This window comes from Blastopirellula sp. J2-11 (assembly GCF_024584705.1).
GTDB lineage: Bacteria > Planctomycetota > Planctomycetia > Pirellulales > Pirellulaceae > Blastopirellula.
On the sequence record NZ_CP097384.1, the window covers coordinates 1,600,122 to 1,615,125 of the forward strand.

The following is a 15,004-nucleotide window of genomic DNA, read 5'->3' on the forward strand; positions in this document are numbered from 1 at the left end:
TTCAACGCAGTCCGGTCCGGTCCAACCTTTAGATTTTGTAGGGTGCGTCAAGACGCACTAGGCCCTGCTGATCCGATCCAGAACCTTCCTCGCGTGGCAACGCAATGGCGCCTCGGTTGCGTTGCCACGCGAGTCGATTGGTTGCGGATTCGGCACTTCGAGGTGCGTCTTGACGCACCCTACCTAAATTAACGCCCAGGTAGTTTGGACAAGTTGAAAAAATCAGTCCGGTCCGGTCCAATGCTCTTCTTCCGCTTTCCCGTTTCCCCTTTTCTTCCTCACCCCGCGAGGGTGGTGAAGTAATAGCGGGTGATGTGATAGAAGACCGGCGCGGCGAAGCAGATCGCGTCGATCCGGTCCAAGACGCCTGCATGACCTTCGACCAACGTTCCGTAATCCCGAACGCCGCGGTCTCGTTTGATGGCGCTCATGGTCATGGTGCCGGCGGCGCCCATCACGGCGATGACGATTGACATCAGCGCTGATTGCCAGGAGTTAAACGGCGTTGCGCCGGTCAGCGACAACGCGGCGCCGATGATCGCGGTGACGCCGGTGCCGGCGAAGAATCCTTCCCAGGTCCGGCTGGCGTTGATCGACGGCGCGATCACGTTCCGGCCAATCAACTTGCCGCACACAAACTGCAGCAGGTCGCTGAGTTGGGCGATAAGGATGAAGAAGAAGAGTAAACCGGCTGAGGTGGTGTAGTCCGAATTTTTCCAATTCTCGAGATAAAGCAGCGCCGGCGCGTAGCTTAAAGCGTAGACGCAGATGTAGAGCCCGACTTGGATTTTGGCGACCCGTTCCAAGAAGCGTTTATAGTCGCCAGCGATTGCGATGCGGGCCGAGACAAACAAGAAGCCGTAGACCGGAATCAAAATACTGAACAGTTCGTAGTGCGCCGATCCCAATCCGACCAGCACGTATTGGGCCGGCGTCAGGACGAAGAAGACCCAAAACAAGGTCCGATGGTCGCCGAGTCGAGTCGGCGTCAGCGTGATAAATTCACGCATTGCCCAAAACGAAATCAGGCCGAACAATATGACCGTTGCGATCGGTGTGGGGATCAAAAAAGTGACCGCCAAAATCGCGGTCATCAGCCACCACGCGCGGACGCGGTGGATGAAGGCCTGCACGATCGCCGGATTGACGCTGGAATCAGGTTGGCGTTTGAGCACCTGGCCGGCGGCCGTTGCGATCAACAAGCAGCCGATCACGACTCCCAAAAGCACCCCGGTCGGACCATCCAGCAGATGGACGCTTTGCGACTGAGCGATCAGTGTGAAGATGTAAGCGAACAAAGTCATTCCGTGGGCCGATCAAACGTCACGCAGTCGCAGCACCGATTGGCGCGCACGCGCCAGAAAATCATTTTTCGTTTCCCCTTGCTCCAGCCAGATCGGAGGGCCAAATACGACGCGACTTAACATCGGCACCGGCAGGTATTCGCCGCGCGGCAAGATGCGGTTCATATTGTCCATGTAGACGGGAACCAATTCCAGGTCAGGTCGCTTCTTATTCAGATAATAGATGCCGCTTTTGAAGCCGCGAATCTCGCCGCTATCGCTATGACCGCGCGTTCCTTCCGGAAAGACGATCAGCGAATATTGGTCGCCGATTTCGCGAATCATCAAGTCGACCGGGCTTTGGTGAACTTTGATTTTGTCGCGATCAATCAGCATCGCATTCAGCGAACGGGCCAGATGACGACGGAACCAACCACGCGACCAATAGTCTTTGGCTGCGATCGGACGTGTGACCCGACGAACGTCTGGAGGCAGCGACGCCCAAATCACGATCGGATCAAGATGGCTCGTATGATTCGCAAAATAGACCCGCTGACACGTGTCAGGTTGGCAGTCGACCCAGCGCACGCTGGGGCCTGCGAATACCTTCGCCAGCGCCGCCAGAAATGGTGCAGTGAGATTCAGGTCCACGGCAAAAATTCAGGCGGCTAATCCATCTACCGCCGATCACGATAAGGGAAATGTCGACGCCTCTATCGTATCGCGCGGCGCCCGGTTCCGATAGTCCGCTCGCCCGGCGTAAGGTCTGTAATTGAGGGAGGTTACGCAGTAGATGCAGGTATTTCGGCATATCCAGAGCGAGAGCTCATTGCTGCGGATTCCGGGTATTTCGCCGCATAAACCGACTCGATCAGTGATTCGTAGCCGTCGACCATCGTTTCCAGAGAGCCGTAGCGGATCGCTTTGTCACGCGCTGACTTCCCCATTTGCCGCATTCGAGTGGGATCCAAAAGCAACTGCTGCAGCGCTGCGGTGACGGCCGCCAGGTCGCTGGCCGGGTAAAGCAGGCCGTTGGCGCCTTCGTCAACCGCTTGCGGAATGCTGCCGACACGCGGAGCGACGATCGGCAGTTCGACCGACATCGCTTCGAGGATCGAAACGGGACTTGCTTCGTTTTTCGAGGTGAGCGCAAACAGATCGCAGGCGGCCAACAGCTCGGGGATATCGCTTCGGCTGCCGGTTAGAATCACTTGACGCTCAACGTTTAACTCGCGACATTTCGCTTCGATCGCGGGGCGCTCGGGACCATCGCCGACGATCAAAAAACGAGCTTCCGGCGCCGTTTCCAAAACTTTCGCCGCCGCCGTCACGAACAAGCGATGATCTTTTTCGGGACGCAGCGCCGCGACGATGCCGCAAACAGGAGCGGTCTCGGTGATTTGCAACTCGCGGCGCAATTTGCGCCGCGCTTCGACGTGAGGTCGGAAGCGAGCGGTATCGATACCGTTGCGAATGACGACCACTTTGGCGGGCGGAAAGCCTTCGACTTCGACCAGATGTTTGCCGTGAGGATCCGCAACTCCGATAAAACGATCGGTGACGCCGGTCAAACGACGATTGAGCCAATTGATCGAATCGGGCCACCCGGTCGAATGGATCGCCGAAGCGATCACCGGCACGCCGGCCAAGTAAGCGGCCAGGCGCCCCCAAAACATTTTGTCGCCTGCGCCGACCGTGACGATCGCGTCGATCTGACGAAAACGAAAGAGCTCAATCATCCGCGGCAAGACCCGCAGATCGTACTTGCCGCTCAGCAAATGTTCAAAGGTAGGGATCTCGAGGCTTAGTTCTTCTCCCAGTGGGCCGCGCTCTTTGGTGCAGCACAACTCGGGCGAAAAGCGAGTTCGATCCAGTCGGCGAATCAGGTTGACCAACAACGTTTCGGCGCCGCCAACCGGCATGCTGGTGGTGATAAACATCACGCGCAGCGGGCCGCGACGGTGGAGCGGTTTGCGGACGTAGCGGCTCATGACGCATCTCCTCGACTAGCGGTCTTGTCGCCGCTGACATAACGTTTGCGGAGCATCGCGATTCCATCCACGATCTGTTGTTTTTCGTTGTTCGACAAAATCGTATGGCCGAGCCAGGCTTGCCAGACGCAGACGATCCAGATCGGCGCTGCGATCAGCAGGCCAAAGCCCAATGTCATCGGCAGCAGGACCGCCATCCATGTCGACGAGTCGACTTCCATGCCTAACCGTTTGCAAAGGCTGAGTCCGACGCAAAAGGTGATTCCGTTTGAGACGGCGGTCGCCAGGACGGCGCCTTCCAGTCCCAACCGCGGCAACAGCAAAAAGTTCAAGCAGATATTGAAGGCCAATCCGACGGCGTACAGAAGGCTGACATGCTCCGCTTTCTCGGCGCAGTAGAGGTACAGCAATGTCAAACCGCCGATGCTGCTCCAGGCGCAAGAGGCGACCGTCCACGGTAGCACCGCCAAACCGCCGTCATACTTGCCGTTGAAGACGACGGAAAACAGCCAAGGCGCCGCAAACAGGATCACCACGCCGCCGCCGGTAAAAACCAGGGAGCCAAGCTTGACGATCAGATTGGAACTTTCGCCCACTTCGCGTCGTCGGCCTGCTTCCCAATCGGCCGAAAGATGCGGCAACAACACGCCGATCACCAGGCCGGCGACCGAAGCCATCAGCCAAGGGACGACCCGGCTACTGTGATAGTTGGCGACTTCCGCCGCCGCTTGCTCTGGCGAAAAACCGCCGAAGTGGACGATCATGTAACGATCAACCACCAGGAACAAATTCGACAGCAGATTCGCGACCCACATCCAGGCCGCGAACGGAGCCAGCTTCGCCCAAAATTCGCGATTGGTCGAGATTTCGGTTTCGCTGGGGAGCAAGTGATATTTGCTGAGCAAGAAGAACCCGCCGAGCACGAACGTCACGGCGCAGGCGATCCCATACGAAAGGATCACCGCCATCGACGTCGCTTCCCAGAACTGGATTAAACCAAGTCCGACGACAGCGAAAATCAGACTGTTTACAAACTGCAAGATCGACACGACGCGCATCTGACGCATGCCGATGAACAGTTCAATCAGGTAGTTGAAGCCGACAACCGCCGCCAACGTGATCGCCGCGGCGACAATCGTGTTGTACGACGTTGTCTCGTTGAACAGCATCTGAGCCGCTTCACGATTCCAGATGACCAACGAAACGCAGCCGATGATCGCCAGCACCAGCGAGACGATGCCGGTTCGTTTCAAAAAGGTGCGTAGCTGCTGACGTTGATTGTAATACTCGACGTAGCGACCGAAGGTTCCTGGTACGCCCAAGACAACCAGCGGACCGGCCAGCATTAAAAAGCCGAACAGCAAATCCCACTGCCCCAGTTGCTCTGGCGAGAGCCAGCGACAAAAAAGGACGCCACGCACGAAACCAACAAGACGCTGTACGACCGTAAGTACGGCCAGCAGCACGAGACTTTCGGCAAGCGGAGTGGCCGAGATCGTCGTCTGCTTGGCGGTGGATACCGAATTGGAAGCGGAAGTAGCGCCGGCGCTCATGCCATTACTCCCGTCGCCTCTTCGGCATCACTTGGAGCAGCATGTTTTTCGACCATCGTTTCCGGCGTATAGCGCGGTACCGAAAGCTTGCGTGGATCTATCGTGAGCCAGTTACGCAGTCGCGCCAGTTGCGGATCGCCATGAATGCGTTGCAGATGGAATGGGTCGTCCCCCGGCAGATTGTAGCCGCCGTAAGCAGAGCAAACGGCCAGCATTCCTTCTTCACGACACATTTCAAACGCACGGTCGTTCAGATTATTGGGCAAGCCATAGGGAAACGCAAAGAAGCGGATCGGCTTTCCTACGGCTGCGGCCAGATCACGCGTCGCCGAGACGACTTCGTCATGCAATTGCGCTTCGTTATCGATCGAACCCAGGTCGGCGTGATAGCGCGTATGGGCGCCGATTTCGACTCCCGCTGCGGCCAGGTTCCTAATTTGCTCCAGCGTGTTGACCGGCGCCTGAAACTTGGCGTTCGCCTCATGGGGAAACGGTTTTCCCGTCAGGATGTTGCCGGTGCTGACAAAGTAGGTGAATGGGATCTTGCGTTTGATCAACAGCGGCAGCGCTTGTTCGCAGTTCTCGGCGTATCCGTCGTCAAAGGTGATCGCGACTGCAGGGCGCGGATTGTAGCGTAATTGGATTCGCCGCTGCGCTTCTTCCAGCGAGACAAATTCAAAGTTGGCGCCGATCCAGTTGATTTGCTCTTCAAAGCCACGATTGGAGATCGTCCAACTGCTGGGGTTGTCATCGGCGACGCGATGGTAGAACAAGATCATCACCGGCGACAAACCGACGCGAGATCGCAGCCGGTTCCAACGACGTCGCCAAAGCCACGTCGCGCCGTAGTAGAGATCGATTAGTCGTTCTCGCCAAGTAGTCATAGCACTTTTGGAGGTTAATCATCACGACCGATTTATTCGGCCGCGGATATGTTGAGCCCACTTTTTACCCAGTTTTTTACTTCCTGACCGGCCAGCCACAGACCATGCCGCATCTTGGCGCTCGCCCGATTGGGCGTCGCACGCAAGTGAATGCACCGTCGTGGAGTCGCTCGCCAGTGAGCTTTGTAAGGTTCATCGCCGCGTAAGAAATCAATCGCCGTATTTCCTTGCTCGATCGCGCGGCGAATGATGGCCGCCTGCATCAAGCTGCCGGGGTCTTCGGTCAGTCGTTCGGGATCGACTCCTGCCTGGTAGGCGAACGGAATACCTTCGCCCAGAAAATGAATTTCGGCGGCGATCGGCGCATCATCGAGGTCGAGCCATAAGATTTCGCATTTGCCGATCGAGATCATCTCAGCCGTCGCATCTCGCAAAAATCGATCAAACTGCGGTGATGCGAAGCAGCCAGGCTGTCCTAGACTGCGGCGACGTCGCGTGTGCAAATCGATCAAGACTTCCATCGCCTTCGGCATTTCGGCCAGTTGGCTACAGACGTGCAGTTGGGCGCGATCCGTATCGAGGGTCCGTTTGAAAAAGCGGCGGATTTGCTTGCGATGCGATTTGGACTGCGAAGCCTCGTACGCTTCTTGGCTGTCGGGAAGTTCCAAACGCCAGCATTGCAGCGCTTCGCGCTGGTGCAACAGGTTCTCGTCGGTTTCCAGACTGCTGCGCAGTAATGCGAAGCCTTCGTCATCAGCGGCGATGTTTTCCAGTTCCAGCAGATCCCAGTTGTCGGTCGGCGAAGTCGCCGCGGCGGTCAACCATTGGGCGAACGCGGTGCAAACCGCCGGCAGGTCATCTGGCGTCGCCAACACGCTGCAGTAGTCGGTGCAAACTTCGCCATCGCCGATCAGACGTAGCGTTATGCCTTTGGCGGCTGAGCGCGTGCGGTAAAGAGGCAGCAGACCGGCAAAGCGGTCGCCGTCATAGGCGGCCAGTAGATAGAGTTCGCTGGGCGCATAACTTTCGCACCACGGCGTCAGCCACTGGGGACGACGAAACGGAACTCCACGGACCAGCGGCGACCAATCAATCGCACCAGAGGTGAGGTCCGTCAATGTAGTAAAGCGTTCGACGCGCATGCCAATTCCAAGCGGGGTGGGGCTTATCGTCAAGGCGTCGTTCTATTTCGGAAACGCCGTGCAGATATACAACAATTCGCCATGGCGACCTAAATGCAAATCAAATTCGCAAAATGGCGGTCACGGCATGATGCCGAAACGCAACACGGTCGTTTCGCGGAATCATCACGTGGCGAAAAGGCAACGCAGATTTGCGGGCGGCACGCCTGTTCCGCGCGGATTTTTTAGTGGTAAGTCGCTGGTGTGTAACGGTTTAGGCATGTTCTGGTCCGTCCGGTCTGTTCCTTTCGGCACGCTGGCTGCAATATCACTTTGGCACGAACTGGGTTGGAGTTGACCAAGACGCCGCCAAGTAAGGCTGCGTCGGGGTCGCTCCTGTATCGTGATTTTTTCCCGCCGGCTATCCGCCATGATTGACCTTCCCAAAATCCTCGCCGTTCTCGTATCCCACCGTTACCGCTGGATCATACCGACCGCCGTCATCACCATCGCGGCGGTCGGTTTTGCTCTCTTGAAGCCGAAGATGTGGTCGGCGACGCAGACCCTTGTACTGCGCGAAATTTCGATCGGCGGGCTCGATCGTCCCGGCGCCTTCGCACGGCCTGAAGATATGAAAACCGCGCAAGAGACGATCCAAACGATCGCTCGGTCGCGAGAAGTCGTTACCCATACGCTCGAGAAGATCGGCCCTCCGCCTTCCGGTTGGTGGGGGATGGCAAAGAAAGAGTGGCCGTCTGCGGATGACATCGCCGCCTATCGCGACTACATCTCGGTCAGTTCTCCTTCTGGCACCGAGTTTGGCACGACAGAAATTTTCTCGATTCATGTTGAAGCGGAATCGCAAGAGCGAGCCGCGATGTTCGCCACGACGTTGTGTAACGAGTTGGACATGCAACTCGAGCAAGTGCGCGACCACAAAGCGAGCAGCGTTGTCGCCGAGTTGGAAGAAAGCGAACGCCTGGCGGCCGACGTGTTGAGCAGCGCGACCAAGAAACTCTCGAAGCTGGAAGGAGACGTCGGCAGCGATCTGGCCGAACTCCGCATTTTGAACGAATCGGGCTCTGGAGATGGTAATTTACGCCAGCAATTCGTTCAAGTCGAAGCCGAACTTCGCGGCACACGCGATCAACAACAGTCAAACGATCAACTGCTCTCGCTGCTAGAAACGGCGGCGGAAAACCCGCAAGAATTGCTCGCGACTCCCAATAGTCTGCTCGATTCGCAACCGGCACTCCGGCGTTTGAAAGATGGCTTGGTCGACGCACAGTTACGCACGGCCCAATTGCAAGGAACGCGCACGGCGGATCATCCGGCCGTACAATCCGCGCTCCAAGCCGAGGAAGAAGTACGCGAACATCTCTTCCGAGAAATCGCGATCGCCGTACGCGGCATGAAAGCGGAACGAAGCGTGCTGCAGCAACGCATTGAGGGATATACGAAACAACGCGACGAAGTCCGCAGTCGCATGGTTCACCTGGCCGAAGTTCGCGCTTCGTATGGGAACCTCGAGAGCGAAGTCCGTCAGCGTAGTGAAACCTTGGCCGAAGTGCAGCGCAATCTGGCCGACGCTCGTTCTTCGCTGGCTGCGGCTCATGCGACCAGTTTGCTCACGCGGGTCGGATTGCCTGAAGTAAGCGACTACCCAATCGGCCCGAGTCGCAAAGTGATCGTCGCCGCCGGACTGCTGGGCGGTTTGGCCTGTGGATTGGGGCTGGTCTTTCTAACTGTCAATCCTGCACATTTGGAAGAACCGGAACAAGTCGAACTTGCGGCCAATGGCTCGATCAATGGAGTGAAGAATGAATCGAGCCCGCAGCCTGTCCGCAAACTATCTTTCACCGACGCTTTGATCCATCTCGCCAAACGAGCGTCGCAAACGAGCACGCGCTAGAGCTGCGCGGCCCGCGTTGTTGGCCCCACTCACACTGAACGTTTCATGACCATCATCTACGCCATCTTGGCGCTTGCCGGCCTCCTATGGGGAACCATATGGATGATCCGGGGATCGCTGCTGCATGGTTGTATGGCGCTGCTGGTCGCAACGTCGACGTTTGGCGTTCTCTTTTTTGAGTTCAAAGCCGGCATTAATCTGTCGCTCGATCGTCTGGCGCTGATCGGCCTGATCGGCGCGTTTGTCGTGCAGTGGAAGCTGGGCAAAGTGCAACTCCGCTCTTGGATGACGATTGACTATGTGATCGCCGCGCTGATGGCGGTCATCTTTATCAATAGCTGTTTTTTGCCGTGGGGAGGAGAGTCGTTAGTCATTCAGCACTTTCTGAATGGCTATCTGATTCCGCTCACGCTGTATGTGATCGCGCGAAACTTGGATTACACCGAGCGTTCGGTGCGTCACATTTTGATCTTCCTGGTAGTCTTCGGCCTTTATCTGGCGGCGACCGGCGTGCTGGAGGGATTGGGGCAATACAGCTTTCTATTCCCGCGTTACATCGCCGATCCCAAGATTGGGCTCCATTTTGGCCGCGCTCGTGGCCCGATGGTGCAATCGGTCAGCTACGGCGTCTATCTCTCGACCTGCTTGTTGGCGGTTTGGATTTTGCGAGATCACGTCAGCGCCAAGTGGCGCACGGCGCTCTATCTGTTGCTCCCCGTCTTTTTGGCGGCGGTCTTCTTCACCAAAACGCGAACCGTTTGGCTTGGCGCCGGCGGCAGCTTGCTGGTGGTCCTCTGGCTCACGTTGCAAGGCCGCGCTCGCACGATCGTGATCGGCGGGCTTTTCGCAGCGGCGCTATTGGGCGGACTGACCAAGATGGACGGCATCATTGGGCTGAAGCGTGAAGGGACCGTGCAAGACACGCGAAACTCGGTCAGCATGCGGGCCAGTTTCGCCTACGTGTCTTGGCAGATGTTTCTGGACAGCCCCATCGTGGGACATGGCTTTACGCAGTTCAAAGAGGCGAAGCTTGACTACCTGGGAGATCGCAAAGTTGATCTGATTCTCGAATCGATTCGAGACTACGACCACCATAACACGTTTCTTAGCATTCTGGTCGATTTGGGGATCGTCGGGTTCATTCCCTTCCTGGCGATGTATTACTACTGGACGCGCGACGCTTGGCGATTGGCCCAGCGTGAAGAACCCCCTTGGGCGAAATCGCTCGGCGTGCTGTTTCTCGGCGTGATTGTGATTTCGTGGATGCAGATGTTTGGGCATGAAATTACCTATACGCCGATTGATCATCTGCTGATCTTCTGCGTCGCCGGAATGGCGATGGGAATCAAACAACAATTCGATCCGGTTGTCGCTGCGGAACCCCGCCTCGCCAGGGCGGCCAGTCGACAACAACCGGTGACGACGGCTTACGAAAGAAGAGCGACATGAACCAGCGCGTGAAGTTGTTTGGCGTCGAGATTGATGCGTTGCGTATGACCGAAGCGGTTCGCCAGATCTGGCGACAGATTGATTCGCCCAATGCGACGACTGAGTATGTCGTCACGCCCAATGTCGATCACGCGGTCCTCTTGCAAGGAAATCCGCAGCTTCAAGCGGCGTATGAACATGCGCGGTGGGTGTTAGCGGATGGATGGCCGGTGGTCTGGGCGTCGCGACTGTTACGGCAACCGTTGCCGGAACGGGTGACAGGATCCGATCTGGTTCCGGCGATGTTTTCGGCCGCGACCGAAACAAAACCGCTATCGGTCTTTCTGCTCGGCGCCGCCGCCGGAGTAGGACAGCGAGCTGCGGAAAATATTGAGCAACGTTGGCCCAACGTTACGGTCAGCGGCGTTTATAGTCCGCCGCTGGGCTTTGAATATGACGAAGCCGAAAACGATCGTATCATCGAGATGATCAACGCCGCAACGCCGCAACTGCTGATCATCGGGCTCGGCGCGCCAAAGCAAGAGCTGTGGATCGCGCGACACCGAGGAAGATTACAGACCAAAGCGGCGATCTGCGCCGGAGCGACGATTGACTTTCTCGCCGGCGAGAAACAACGTGCGCCACGCTGGATGCAACAGAGCGGGCTTGAATGGCTCCATCGCATGTTGGTCGATCCACGCCGTCTGGTGAAACGTTACGTTCGCGACGCGGTTGTCTTTCCGACGCTCGTTTGGCGCGAGTGGTTGCAAGTAGGCGCGACGTAATTTCTTCGTAGCCGAATGCGGTCATCCATCAAAACGACGCGCTAAGAGCGCTGTATCCGCTATGTGTGGTGTCGCCCTGTCTAGTTGAAGGTCGGCAGGCACGGCCTGCCTTACTTCTTTGAGCTCATCTCATGCACCATGTCGACCAGCGCAATCGCGTTATCGACCGGAGTTTGTTGCAGGATGCCGTGACCGAGATTGAAGATGTGGCCTGGTCGACCGGCTGCTTGATCCAGCACCTCTTTGGCGCGGCGGCGAATTTCAATCGGATCGGCCAACAGCGTGACCGGATCAAGGTTCCCTTGCACGGCGAAGTTCTCTCCGATCGTGTTCCACGCGTCCGCTAGGCCGATGCGCCAATCGACGCCGACAACGGCCGGGCCTGCTTCGGCCAACAACGGCAACAAAGCCGGATTGCCGGTGGCGAAGTTGATGATCGGCGTACCCGGCGTAATGCCGCCGATGATCTCTTTCATGTGGGGTAACAAGTAGCGGCGATAGTCGGCCGGCGACAGGCAGCCTGCCCAGGAGTCGAAAATTTGCACGCACTGGGCGCCGGCGGCGATCTGGGCGTTGAGGTAAACAGTGATCGCGCGGACCAAACGTTCCATCAGCGCTCGCCAAGCGTCGGGATCGCGATACATGAGGGTTTTGGTATGCAGATAGGTGCGACTCGCGCCCCCTTCGATCGCGTAACTGGCCAGCGTGAAAGGAGCGCCGGCGAAGCCGATCACCGGAATATGTTCTGGCATGTCGGCCCGGGTTTGGCGAACGGTTTCCATCACGTAGTGGAGCGACTCGGCGCTTTCGAGCTCCAACACGCGATCGACGTCGGCGCTCTCGCGAACCGGGTTATGGATGACTGGGCCTTCGCCTTGTGCGTATTCGAGATCGAGCCCCATCGGCTCTAGTATCGGCAGCAGATCCGAAAAGATAATCGCCGCGTCGACTCCCAGTTTCGTGACGGCGGTGCACATCACTTCGCTGCACAACTGCGGATTTTTGCAGAGCTCTAGGAAGGTCGTTTTGGCCCGCACTTCGCGGTACTCGGCCATGTAGCGACCGGCCTGACGCATCATCCAGATCGGCGTCACGTCGGTCGGTTCGCGACGACACGCTTTCATGAAAGGGCTGTTGTACCACTTGGCGGTGCGGGGATCGATGTTGGGCGTGCTGGCGGACAAAACGGCTCTCACTTGTTTTTTGCGAACGAGAATGTCGTGTGATTTTTCGGCCGCGGCGGCGACCAGCGGACCCATCTTCGGATGAACCGGTTCGACATCGACCGGCAGGCCATTTTCACGCAGCCGCTCGCTCATCGTCGGCCCAACCGAAGCGATCACGACCGTGCGCAGCGCCGCCATTAGTTCTTCTTTGCGGCGCTGTTGCTCGGCCAGCTTGAGCAGATGCGTCAATTGATTGGCCGAGGTGAACATCGCGACATCGATGTCGCCGCGAATGATCCGCTCAAGATTCTTCGCTAGCGGCTGCGTATCGAGCGGCAAATCCCAGTCGTAAACATGCAGCTGAATCACTTCGGCGCCGCGCGCTTCTAGTCCGGCGATCAGGCTGGGGTTGGGGACCCCATACTCTTGCAGCCCAATTTTGAGATTGGCGATTGGGAACTCGACGTCGAGCGTTTGCAGCAGTTCGCGCCAAGTGTTGGGTTCCGGCACGCGGATGCCAGGCGTCAGCCCTTCCGCTTTCATCGCGGCTAACGGCTTGGGACCGCGAACAATGGTTGGGATATCGGAGAGGGCGTTGAGGAATTGTTGGCGATCGACGTGACGTTCAACGGCTTTCATCAGATGTTGAAAGCCGACCCCAGTCATAAAGATCACCGCGTCAATTTGGCCGGTGATGACATGGTTGGCGAAGTCGATCGCGTCCCGGTTTTCGTCGAGCGGCACTTCGCGCATGGAAGGACTGACGAAGGCCTGGCCGCCGAACTTCTCGATCAGCGAGGCCATCTCCGCTCCGCGACGACTCTCGAACGAGGCGACGCGAAGTTGTTCAAAGCTGCTTTTTACCGTTGCCATCAATTCCATTCCCCGCGGTCAAGACGCTCTGGCGCGGACGATTGCGTGCGCGTAAGCTCGATTGTACGCGCAACGCCGGATTTCGTCGTTGGGGGGCCGAGACGAACGTTTGGCGAGAATCTAGCGATTTTCGGGGCGAATCAACAGTTCGGGCTTGTCCAAAAACATATAGTGCCCGTGGTCGGCGGTGACGATCAGGACCGATTCGTTCCAGTTGCTATTTTGCTCCACCCAATCAGTGATCGCTTTCACCGCGGCGTCGCCGCTGTTGACCGCACCGATGGAAGCGTCCAAATTGTTGGCGTGGTTCGCCCAATCGACGTCGCCAGACTCGACCAAGAGCCAGAAGCCTTTGTCGTTTTTCGAGAGGACTTCGATCGCTGCACGGGTCATGTCGACCAGCGACGGATTTTCCGCCAGATCGGCCGCGTCATAGGTGATCCGCTTTTTCGAGACGCCCAAAGCGGGATGAAAGTCCCCTTCGGCGGAGCAAAACGGAAGGTGGCCAGCAGCGTCGCCACCACCGCCGACGCCAAAGTAACCGAGCAGTCGTTGCCCCGACTTGGCGGCTTCCGCCGCCGCCGCGGCGAGCACTTGCTTGCCATCAGCGCCGGATGTGCGCGTGGCGACCACGTACTTGCCGCCGTTGTTGACGTTCACCTTCTTCAGATCATCGTCGGCCAGGTACTTGTTGCCGCTGACGTAGTTATCGCCTTGTCCTCTGTCACTCGGGTCGTTGACTCCATAGCCGGAACCGATCACCACGTCGAGTCCTCGCAGCGGCGTATCGGGATTGCTTGCCGAGGGGAGTCCGAGCATGTCGCGCGAGATATCTTGATAATCATTGCGCGAGACGTTGTAGGCGTAGGCCGAAGCAGGAGTCGCATGACTGATCGGCACGCTGGTGACCGCGCCGGCGACATATCCTTGCTCTTGGGCGAGGTGGGCGATCGTCTTGGGACGCTCGCCGTGCGGGCCAACGCCGATCGCGGCGTTGTACGTTTTAATGCCGCCCATCATGCTGGTGGCGCTGCTGGCCGAGTCCGTGTACGAGTGTTTGACGCCGTCCTCGGTGCTCGATTTGCCGATCAAGTACAGAATGTCGGTTGGCTTTTCCCAGGGCCCCGATCCGGCTTGAGAAACGTCGTATCCGCCAAAGAGTCCGCCGCCAGAGTTTTTCACGATTTGCTTGTTGACGTCAACATCGGCGTCGTCGCAGAACGGGCTAGTCACCATCAAACCGAATTGGGTGGTTCCATCCGCTTGGTATTCTTGGAAGTGAGTTCCACGCCCGCGACCTGCGGTGTAGGGAATCTCTTGGGTGTTCCAGATGGCGGCGGCTTGCGTCGATTGCCAATCCATGCCGTCGAATACGACCAAAAAGATATTCTTTTTGCCGGCGTCGAGCGCCGCTTTCTGCAGATCAAAGATGTTGGTTTGATCCATGTAGTCAGCGGTCGGATTGAGCGTCGCTTCGGTCGGCTTGCCGTAGACGCCGCGCAACTTGCTCTCGCTGCGGTAGATGCTGTTCTCGCCGGTGTAGCTATTCAAATCGATCCCGACAGGCTGTCCTTTGGTTCCAAAAGAATAGACCGGAATCAAACGATTCGAATGGGATGTCCACGAACTATATTTGTCCGCTTGGGGACCCCAGTGAGCGACGTCACTGCGTCCGGTCGAAATCCCTTGGTCTTGAAGTTGATGCAGATAATCGCCGCCCAGAGCGGTCGAAGCGATCATGCCTAACAAAAACGAGATCAAAACGGCGAATAGTTTGCGGCTCAAAGCAACACCCAAGGCTGGCTATGTGAGGGAGGAAGGTGGGGAATGGAACCGGAAATTATAGTTGGGCAGACTTTGCCGGGAATCGCCTTAGCGGCCGATTCGTCAATTCTGAACGAAGAAATCTCATTCATTTCATGAAGATTCGAGTTGGTGTCTGGCGAATTCTGATGGAGCAGGGTCCGCCGTTGGGGTGGTTTTGGGTTCCTGGAAATTGTCTACGTAA

The 15,004-nt window shown here is 57.5% G+C and carries 11 protein-coding genes; 3 read left to right on the top strand and 8 right to left on the bottom strand.

The window, feature by feature from the left end; translation table 11 throughout:
- Positions 1–278: 278 nt before the first annotated feature.
- The 6 genes from M4951_RS06645 to M4951_RS06670 all read right to left on the bottom strand — a co-directional run bounded on the left by M4951_RS06645 (position 279) and on the right by M4951_RS06670 (position 6,853).
- Complete coding sequence (locus M4951_RS06645; protein WP_262025698.1) at positions 279–1,304, bottom strand: phosphatidate cytidylyltransferase; 1,026 nt, start codon at positions 1,302–1,304, stop codon at positions 279–281.
- Positions 1,305–1,316: 12 nt separating this feature from the next.
- On the bottom strand, positions 1,317–1,928 hold the full coding sequence (locus M4951_RS06650) for a lysophospholipid acyltransferase family protein (protein WP_315985771.1): 612 nt from the start codon (positions 1,926–1,928) through the stop codon (positions 1,317–1,319).
- A gap of 137 nt (positions 1,929–2,065) precedes the next feature.
- Positions 2,066–3,274 (bottom strand): glycosyltransferase, encoded by a 1,209-nt coding sequence (locus M4951_RS06655; protein WP_262025700.1) that lies wholly within the window; start codon positions 3,272–3,274, stop codon positions 2,066–2,068.
- Positions 3,271–4,827: a lipopolysaccharide biosynthesis protein gene (locus tag M4951_RS06660; RefSeq protein ID WP_262025701.1), complete on the bottom strand. Its 1,557-nt coding sequence runs from the start codon at positions 4,825–4,827 to the stop codon at positions 3,271–3,273. The genes M4951_RS06655 and M4951_RS06660 overlap by 4 nt, the downstream gene beginning before the upstream one ends.
- On the bottom strand, positions 4,824–5,711 hold the full coding sequence (locus M4951_RS06665; protein ID WP_262025702.1) for a polysaccharide deacetylase family protein: 888 nt from the start codon (positions 5,709–5,711) through the stop codon (positions 4,824–4,826). Before M4951_RS06665 ends, M4951_RS06660 begins: the two co-directional genes overlap by 4 nt.
- Before the next feature lie 32 nt (positions 5,712–5,743).
- Positions 5,744–6,853, bottom strand: coding sequence for a GNAT family N-acetyltransferase (locus tag M4951_RS06670; protein ID WP_262025703.1), 1,110 nt, complete (start codon positions 6,851–6,853; stop codon positions 5,744–5,746).
- A gap of 409 nt (positions 6,854–7,262) precedes the next feature.
- Here M4951_RS06670 and M4951_RS06675 point away from each other — a divergent pair, with 409 nt between their 5' ends.
- The 3 genes from M4951_RS06675 to M4951_RS06685 are packed head-to-tail and all read left to right on the top strand — an operon-like array spanning position 7,263 to position 10,957.
- Positions 7,263–8,744 carry a hypothetical protein gene (locus tag M4951_RS06675; RefSeq protein ID WP_262025704.1) on the top strand — a complete coding sequence of 494 codons (1,482 nt, stop codon included), beginning with the start codon at positions 7,263–7,265 and terminating at the stop codon, positions 8,742–8,744.
- A gap of 45 nt (positions 8,745–8,789) precedes the next feature.
- Positions 8,790–10,193, top strand: coding sequence for an O-antigen ligase family protein (locus tag M4951_RS06680; RefSeq protein WP_262025705.1), 1,404 nt, complete (start codon positions 8,790–8,792; stop codon positions 10,191–10,193).
- Positions 10,190–10,957: a WecB/TagA/CpsF family glycosyltransferase gene (locus tag M4951_RS06685; protein ID WP_262025706.1), complete on the top strand. Its 768-nt coding sequence runs from the start codon at positions 10,190–10,192 to the stop codon at positions 10,955–10,957. The genes M4951_RS06680 and M4951_RS06685 overlap by 4 nt, the downstream gene beginning before the upstream one ends.
- Before the next feature lie 110 nt (positions 10,958–11,067).
- Here M4951_RS06685 and hemE read toward each other — a convergent pair whose 3' ends face one another.
- Together hemE and M4951_RS06695 are read right to left on the bottom strand one after the other, a co-directional pair.
- Positions 11,068–12,996: a uroporphyrinogen decarboxylase gene (hemE, locus tag M4951_RS06690; RefSeq protein WP_262025707.1), complete on the bottom strand. Its 1,929-nt coding sequence runs from the start codon at positions 12,994–12,996 to the stop codon at positions 11,068–11,070.
- 120 nt (positions 12,997–13,116) lie between these two features.
- On the bottom strand, positions 13,117–14,781 hold the full coding sequence (locus M4951_RS06695; RefSeq protein WP_262025708.1) for an alkaline phosphatase: 1,665 nt from the start codon (positions 14,779–14,781) through the stop codon (positions 13,117–13,119).
- Between the last annotated feature and the right edge of the window lie 223 nt (positions 14,782–15,004).

Bases quoted from the DNA above. Each gene is read 5' to 3' on its own strand.
- M4951_RS06660 (WP_262025701.1), bottom strand. From the start codon at position 4,827: ATGAGCGCCGGCGCTACTTCCGCTTCCAATTCGGTATCCACCGCCAAG.
- M4951_RS06670 (WP_262025703.1), bottom strand. From the start codon at position 6,853: ATGCGCGTCGAACGCTTTACTACATTGACGGACCTCACCTCTGGTGCG.
- M4951_RS06680 (WP_262025705.1), top strand. From the start codon at position 8,790: ATGACCATCATCTACGCCATCTTGGCGCTTGCCGGCCTCCTATGGGGA.
- hemE (WP_262025707.1), bottom strand. From the start codon at position 12,996: ATGGCAACGGTAAAAAGCAGCTTTGAACAACTTCGCGTCGCCTCGTTC.
- M4951_RS06665 (WP_262025702.1), bottom strand. From the start codon at position 5,711: ATGACTACTTGGCGAGAACGACTAATCGATCTCTACTACGGCGCGACG.
- M4951_RS06645 (WP_262025698.1), bottom strand. From the start codon at position 1,304: ATGACTTTGTTCGCTTACATCTTCACACTGATCGCTCAGTCGCAAAGC.
- M4951_RS06685 (WP_262025706.1), top strand. From the start codon at position 10,190: ATGAACCAGCGCGTGAAGTTGTTTGGCGTCGAGATTGATGCGTTGCGT.
- M4951_RS06675 (WP_262025704.1), top strand. From the start codon at position 7,263: ATGATTGACCTTCCCAAAATCCTCGCCGTTCTCGTATCCCACCGTTAC.
- M4951_RS06655 (WP_262025700.1), bottom strand. From the start codon at position 3,274: ATGAGCCGCTACGTCCGCAAACCGCTCCACCGTCGCGGCCCGCTGCGC.